The sequence below is a fragment of the Rhabdaerophilum sp. genome (assembly GCF_046092605.1).
Taxonomy (GTDB): domain Bacteria; phylum Pseudomonadota; class Alphaproteobacteria; order Rhizobiales; family Beijerinckiaceae; genus Rhabdaerophilum.
The window spans coordinates 1-5,655 of sequence record NZ_JBJTDY010000031.1 but is presented as its reverse complement, the minus strand read 5'-3'; the positions used below and the strand labels follow the sequence as shown (position 1 = coordinate 5,655).

At 62.3% G+C, this 5,655-nt stretch carries 8 protein-coding genes and 1 tRNA gene; 3 read left to right on the top strand and 6 right to left on the bottom strand.

Annotation, left to right across the window (positions count from 1 at the left end):
* A partial coding sequence (locus ACKODO_RS03215; protein WP_408982011.1) for a hypothetical protein occupies window positions 1-313 on the top strand: 313 nt, incomplete at its 5' end.
* Between the two features lie 33 nt (window positions 314-346).
* Here the strand turns inward: ACKODO_RS03215 and obgE are convergent.
* From obgE to rplU, 6 genes are all read right to left on the bottom strand, one after another.
* Complete coding sequence (obgE, locus tag ACKODO_RS03210; RefSeq protein WP_408982010.1) at window positions 347-1,381, bottom strand: GTPase ObgE; 1,035 nt, start codon at window positions 1,379-1,381, stop codon at window positions 347-349.
* A 50-nt stretch (window positions 1,382-1,431) separates the two neighbouring features.
* A complete protein-coding gene (locus ACKODO_RS03205) occupies window positions 1,432-1,965 on the bottom strand; it encodes a DUF3833 family protein (RefSeq protein WP_408982009.1) in 534 nt (177 codons plus the stop codon).
* Window positions 1,966-2,041: 76 nt separating this feature from the next.
* On the bottom strand, window positions 2,042-2,599 hold the full coding sequence (locus tag ACKODO_RS03200; protein ID WP_408982008.1) for a GNAT family N-acetyltransferase: 558 nt from the start codon (window positions 2,597-2,599) through the stop codon (window positions 2,042-2,044).
* Window positions 2,599-3,219 carry a GNAT family N-acetyltransferase gene (locus ACKODO_RS03195; RefSeq protein ID WP_408982007.1) on the bottom strand — a complete coding sequence of 207 codons (621 nt, stop codon included), beginning with the start codon at window positions 3,217-3,219 and terminating at the stop codon, window positions 2,599-2,601. Before ACKODO_RS03195 ends, ACKODO_RS03200 begins: the two co-directional genes overlap by 1 nt.
* A 209-nt stretch (window positions 3,220-3,428) precedes the next feature.
* Window positions 3,429-3,698 carry a 50S ribosomal protein L27 gene (rpmA, locus tag ACKODO_RS03190; RefSeq protein WP_408982006.1) on the bottom strand — a complete coding sequence of 90 codons (270 nt, stop codon included), beginning with the start codon at window positions 3,696-3,698 and terminating at the stop codon, window positions 3,429-3,431.
* A gap of 112 nt (window positions 3,699-3,810) precedes the next feature.
* Window positions 3,811-4,440 carry a 50S ribosomal protein L21 gene (gene rplU / locus ACKODO_RS03185; protein WP_408982005.1) on the bottom strand — a complete coding sequence of 210 codons (630 nt, stop codon included), beginning with the start codon at window positions 4,438-4,440 and terminating at the stop codon, window positions 3,811-3,813.
* Between the two features lie 374 nt (window positions 4,441-4,814).
* On the opposite strand from rplU, the gene ACKODO_RS03180 reads away from it, so the two are divergent.
* A tRNA-Ser gene (locus ACKODO_RS03180) sits at window positions 4,815-4,904 on the top strand.
* Between the two features lie 369 nt (window positions 4,905-5,273).
* Window positions 5,274-5,630: a DUF5131 family protein gene (locus ACKODO_RS03175; protein WP_408982004.1), complete on the top strand. Its 357-nt coding sequence runs from the start codon at window positions 5,274-5,276 to the stop codon at window positions 5,628-5,630.
* Window positions 5,631-5,655: the final 25 nt, after the last annotated feature.

Sequence of the window (5,655 nt, the reverse complement as noted above, 5' to 3'; positions counted from 1 at the left end):
CACGAGCAGCCTGCTCGCGACCGAGGTGGAGAGCCGGCGCAAGCTGGAACTCGAACTCGATGTGCTGCGTGCGGAAAATTCGAACCTGCTGCTCAAGCAGAAATCGCTGACCGAAACCGTGCGCGCCAATCTCGCGACGATTTCGGAGGCAACCGCCAAGTTCCAGAACAAGCTGGCCGCCATGCGGGCGGAGAACGACCAGCTGCGTGCAGAGAACAACATGCTGCGCAGCCGGCAACCCAAGGAACTCGACGAGGATCTCGCCGATCTTCTTCTGCCGCCGGGGGAGGAAAACATCGTCCCGATCCGCTGAAGCGCGGTGCGGGACGACCTTAACGGGCGGAAATCAGGGTTGCCACGGTTTGGCCGGTGCCTCGCCGGTGCCTGTCTTGCGCTGGGCCTCGATGATCGCGAGCAAGGCGTTCAGCGCCTCCGGCACGCCCTCGCCCGAAACGGCGGAGAGCGCGAGCGGCTTATGCCCGCAGGCGCGCTTCAGGCGATCCAACTGCTTCTTGCGCGTCTCGGGATCGAGCGCGTCGATCTTGGAAAGCGCGACGATCTCCGGCTTCTCCGCCAGGCCCTCGCCATAGGCCTCGATCTCATGGCGAACGATCCTGTAATCCTTGCCCGCATGCTCGCCCGTGCCATCCACGAGATGCAGCAGCACCGAGCAGCGCTCGACATGGCCGAGGAAGCGATCCCCCAAGCCATGGCCCTCATGCGCGCCCTCGATCAGGCCGGGAATATCCGCGAGCACGAATTCGCTGGCCCGCGCGCGCACCACCCCGAGGCCGGGATGAAGCGTGGTGAAGGGGTAATCGGCGATTTTCGGCTTTGCGGCGGTAGTGGCCGCGAGGAAGGTCGATTTCCCGGCATTGGGCAAGCCGATGAGCCCGGCATCCGCGATCAGCTTCAACCGCAGGATGACCCAGCGCTCCTCGCCCGCCTGGCCCGGATTGGCGCGATCCGGCGAACGATTGGTCGAGGACACGAAATGCAGGTTGCCGAAGCCGCCATTGCCGCCTCTGGCGAGTCGAAAACGTTGCCCGAGCTGGGTCATGTCGGCGATCAGTTCCTCGGTCTCGGCATCGAGAATCTCGGTGCCGACGGGAACTTTCAGCACCACATCCGCGCCCTTGCCGCCGGCACGGTTGCGGCCCATGCCATGCATGCCCTCCTTGGCCTTGAAATGCTGCTGGTAGCGGTAATCGATCAGGGTGTTGAGCCCCTCGGTGCATTCCACCCAGACCTCGCCGCCCTTCCCGCCACCCCCGCCATCGGGGCCGCCGAATTCGATGAACTTCTCGCGGCGGAACGAGACGCAACCCGCCCCGCCATCGCCGGAGCGGATATAGATTTTTGCTTGATCAAGGAATTTCATGCCCTTCGGCTAAAGGCTTGCAACCGAAAAGGCAAGAAATCCGGAGCCGATCACGGGCGAATGGCCAGCGCGCCCTCCTCCGTGCGGGCGAAATTCACATTCACGCGCGCCACCGGCAGGTGCCAGCGGCTCACCCAGGCGGTGTTGCGCAGGGTTCCGTCGGCTTCGAGCAGGAGCGTATCCGAGAAGCGCACGATGGTGGGTTCGGCCTTGGGCGTGAGGTTCACGTCATAGGCGAAGGTCGCGATCGGGCCATCGAGCGTGACGAGCGTCTCGCCGATCACATCCTCGCGCGTGCCGAGATAGGTGGTGGGGCTGGTCTTGCGGAAGCGCCAGGTCTTCACGTCCTTCTCGCCGTCCTCGTATTCGAAGGCCTCGCGCAGCGTGAGGACCTGCCCGTTCCAGCGGCCATCCAGCACCACCTTGAAGCGGCGCGTCGTGCCGTTGATGGCGCCGAACCAGCCATAGGCATAGGTGCGGCCCTTGAAGAATTCCTCGAGCTTGAGATCGCGCGCCGCGGCCTCGGCGGGAGCGAGCAGCAGCGGCAAAAGCGCGGCGGGGAGAAGGCGTGAAAAGCGCATCATGAACCCTCGTTTGCATCTCCCCCGGACCTGTTACGGCCCGGAGGTGCAAAGAGATCAGGCACCGCGGCGCGCGGCCTCAGGCGACGGGTCGAAAATCGTTTCGCAGGAGCCGGGTCGAGACATGCGGCATAGGACGGCCAAGCGGCGTGGAGAATAATTCATCACGACCCTCGACCCGGAAGCCAAGCTTGTGCTGGATGCGCAATGAGCCCTCATTGCCAAGAAAAACACCCGAATAGATGGCAGGCTCCTCGGTGCAAGCAAAAATCGCTTCGCAGAGCAGGCTCGCGGCGCACGTCATGACCCCCTGCCCCCAGAAACGCTCGCCAAGCCAGTAGCCGATATGCGGCCCTTCTGCGGATTGATGCGCACTGGCCGGCTGAATGCCGGCGGAAATGCCGCCGACGAGACCACCCGCCCGCTCGATCGCCCAGTAATGCTCTCCAAGTGGCGACTGATTGACTTGCTCCAGATAGGCATGAGTCCGCGCAATCTCATTGGGCCAGCTTGGCCGGGCAAGCCATTTCACCACCACCCAATTGTTGAAGAGCGAGAAAAGGGCTTCGGCATCGGAGGGTTTCGCCCGCCGAAGCCGAAGCCGTTCTGTGTCCATGATGTCCGGCAGGCGATGCATCACGCGATCTCCCGGAATTCCGGCCTTTCGGTCGGAAGCGGCGCGCGCCAGCCCTTGAGCGAAGCCCAGGTGGCCCGCTTGAGGCGATAACTGTCGGTCGAGACGCGATCTCCCCAGGCGGGCCGCTCGCTCATGCCTGATCCGGCATACTGGAACCCGCAACGCTCCAACACGGCTCGTGAGCGATCATTCATCACCCGAACACTGGCGATGATGGCCTTCACATCGGAATAGAGGAAGGCTGCGTCCAATACGGCCTGGGCCGCCTCGGTGGCATAGCCCTTGCCCCAATGCTGCACGCCGAGCCAATAGCCGAGCGAGACCTCGCCAGTCGAGCGCAGGCGAAGCGATGCAACGCCGACAAGACGTTCCTGATCCTTCCGGGGCGTGATGGCGAGATAGACGCCCTTCCCTTCCATGTTCTGCGAACGGGCCTCGGAGACGAAGCGGATTGCATCTTCCGGAAGGTAGGGATGGGGGATGACCGCATGAGGCTCGGCAACACGACGATCTCCTGCCTCGGCGATCAGAAGGGCAACATCCTTTGCCTTCGGCCAGCGCAGGAACAGCCGCGCGGTCTCGAGCGTGAACACATCATCACGAAACAGATCAGGAAACATGGTGCGAAACCTCCGTCCGGTATCGCCCGAGGCTTGAAGGCCGAAAGCGACAGGACCGTGAAAAAACGAGGGGGAAGTCTGGTTTCCCGGACTTCCCCGCTTGCGGTTTCGCTTTTGTGAGGGATTTCCGGCTGTTGGCCTTTTCCCCGCTCACCCGCCTGTGGTTCTCTTCCGAGAAGCCCGGCGGGGAGGCTTGGCTCCTCGCCGGTTTATTCTGCCGCCTTGGCGGCGGCCGGTACGACATTGACGTATTGACGCGGGCCTTTCTGTTTGAAGACGACCTGGCCATCGGCGGTCGCAAACAGGGTATGGTCGGTGCCCATGCCGACATTCGTGCCGGCATGCCAACGCGTGCCGCGCTGGCGCACGATGATGTTGCCCGCGAGAACGGATTCGTTGCCGAACTTCTTCACGCCAAGGCGCTGGGCGTGAGAATCACGACCGTTGCGCGACGAACCGCCTGCTTTTTTGTGAGCCATTGTGGCGCTCCTAGATCCGAAAAGGGCACGGGAAACTGATGCCAGAATCCCTACCCGAGAATTGTCACGAAATCACGCGAAAAATGTCAGCGCTGCTGACACATCCCGGTGATCAATAATCCTTGCCCGAGGCGAGTTCGGCCTGGTCGGCCTTCGCGCGCGGCGGTTTGCCGGCGAGAAGCTCTTTCGCCTGCTCCACCCACTCCTCGCGGGTAATGCGGCCGCGCAGCTTCAGGTCCTCGTCCCACTTCGCGATGTCGGCCTCGCCCCAGGCGGCGATTTCCGACCAGGCGGTGATGCCCGCTGCGCGGAGCTTCTTCTCGATCGTCGGGCCGATGCCCGCGATGAGCGAGAGGTTCGAGGCATCGACCGCCCCGGCCGGGGCTGCCGCCACGACAGGCTTCGCCACCTTGGCACCCGACGGCTTCTTGCCGCCGGTGAGGATTTCCGTGATGCGGACAATCGTCAGATCCTGACGATGGCCCTTCTTGCGCTTCGAATTCTGGCGGCGGCGCTTCTTGAAGGAGATGACCTTCGGGCCGCGGGCCTGCTCGACCACCTCAGCCGCAACCGTGGCGCCCGCCACAATCGGCGAGCCGACCATGACCGTGTCGCCGCCCAGCATGAGAACCTGATCGAAAGCGACCACCTCGCCGGCCTCGGCATCGAGGCGCTCGATGGTGATGACGTCGTTGGCGGCAACCTTGTATTGCTTGCCGCCAGTCTTGATGACTGCGAACATAAATGGTTCCTTTTCTCGCACCACCTTCGGGGAACATGCCCCGGGCAGCCTTTTTGCGTTTCTGTCTCGCGGCTTTCGCGGATCATTCCGCGACGGGATCGTTGCCCGAAGCCTCAAAACGAAAAATGCGCGGTTCTTCGCCGCGCTTTGCAGGAAACGCGCTTAAGCCGGAGGATCGCGCGAAAGTCAAGCAGGTTCGACGTCTTGTTGGACACATGCCGACCGAGATCTTGCCCCGGGATCTTGCCCCGGGATATTGCGACGCAAGACACGCCTTCCAAAAGATCACACCGCCCGAGCCGCGCCTCCCCCTTGCGCTTGCGCTCGGGCTTCTGTATTCCGCGCCCCTGACCAGCGCATCGGAAGCGTTCCACGGAGAGGTGGCAGAGTGGTCGATCGCGCCGCACTCGAAATGCGGAGTACGTGCAAGCGTACCGGGGGTTCGAATCCCTCCCTCTCCGCCATTGCCTTCAAGTGAAGCGTCTCCCAGCGCACGGTGCGGCAGAAAAAAGCGCAACGTGCCAAAGGCTTTGCAGGTTGGACCTCTGCACTGCGCTGCCCGCGAACTCCGGGCCGCATTCTCCGAGTGGCCCGTTTCTCTCCCGACCTGTGTACTGAAGCCACCACCATACGGACAGAAACCCTCGCTTCTTCATACGGTTAGACGATCAGGCCGGGGCGGGAGTTCGAGTTTTCTTTGGTTAACGAAACCTCAATCGCTCCCAAATAAGCTGTTAAATCGAAGCAGCAATTTCTTATTCGAAGGCCGCAGGTTCGTTCTTTGTTCTGAGTCGAACCTCGGATAGAATGAGGTCCAATAACGAGGCAGCCTCGTGGCGCAAACGTCGGAAATCGAATGGACTGACGCAACTTGGAACCCGGTGACGGGCTGCACAAAGATCGGTCCGGGCTGCGACAACTGCTACGCTGAACGCTTTGCGGAACGTTGGCGTGGGGTTGCTGGGCACCCCTACGAACAAGGCTTCGACCTGACGCTCTGGCCATCAAGGCTGATGCAACCCGCGCAGTGGAAAAAGCCGCGGATGATCTTCGTGAACTCGATGAGCGACCTGTTTGTAGCGCGACAATCTGGGAGAGACGCGGGCGACAATCAGGATGAGACAGGTGTGTCGCGGCGATTTGGATTTTGCCGCGTTGGCTTGTGTGGAGCAAGTTCTTTCTCAGGTTGATTGTCGCGGCGCGTCAATCTGCTGC

Bases quoted from the DNA above. Each gene is read 5' to 3' on its own strand.
- ACKODO_RS03200 (WP_408982008.1), bottom strand. From the start codon at position 2,599: ATGCATCGCCTGCCGGACATCATGGACACAGAACGGCTTCGGCTTCGG.
- ACKODO_RS03195 (WP_408982007.1), bottom strand. From the start codon at position 3,219: ATGTTTCCTGATCTGTTTCGTGATGATGTGTTCACGCTCGAGACCGCG.
- obgE (WP_408982010.1), bottom strand. From the start codon at position 1,381: ATGAAATTCCTTGATCAAGCAAAAATCTATATCCGCTCCGGCGATGGC.
- ACKODO_RS03205 (WP_408982009.1), bottom strand. From the start codon at position 1,965: ATGATGCGCTTTTCACGCCTTCTCCCCGCCGCGCTTTTGCCGCTGCTG.
- rpmA (WP_408982006.1), bottom strand. From the start codon at position 3,698: ATGGCTCACAAAAAAGCAGGCGGTTCGTCGCGCAACGGTCGTGATTCT.
- rplU (WP_408982005.1), bottom strand. From the start codon at position 4,440: ATGTTCGCAGTCATCAAGACTGGCGGCAAGCAATACAAGGTTGCCGCC.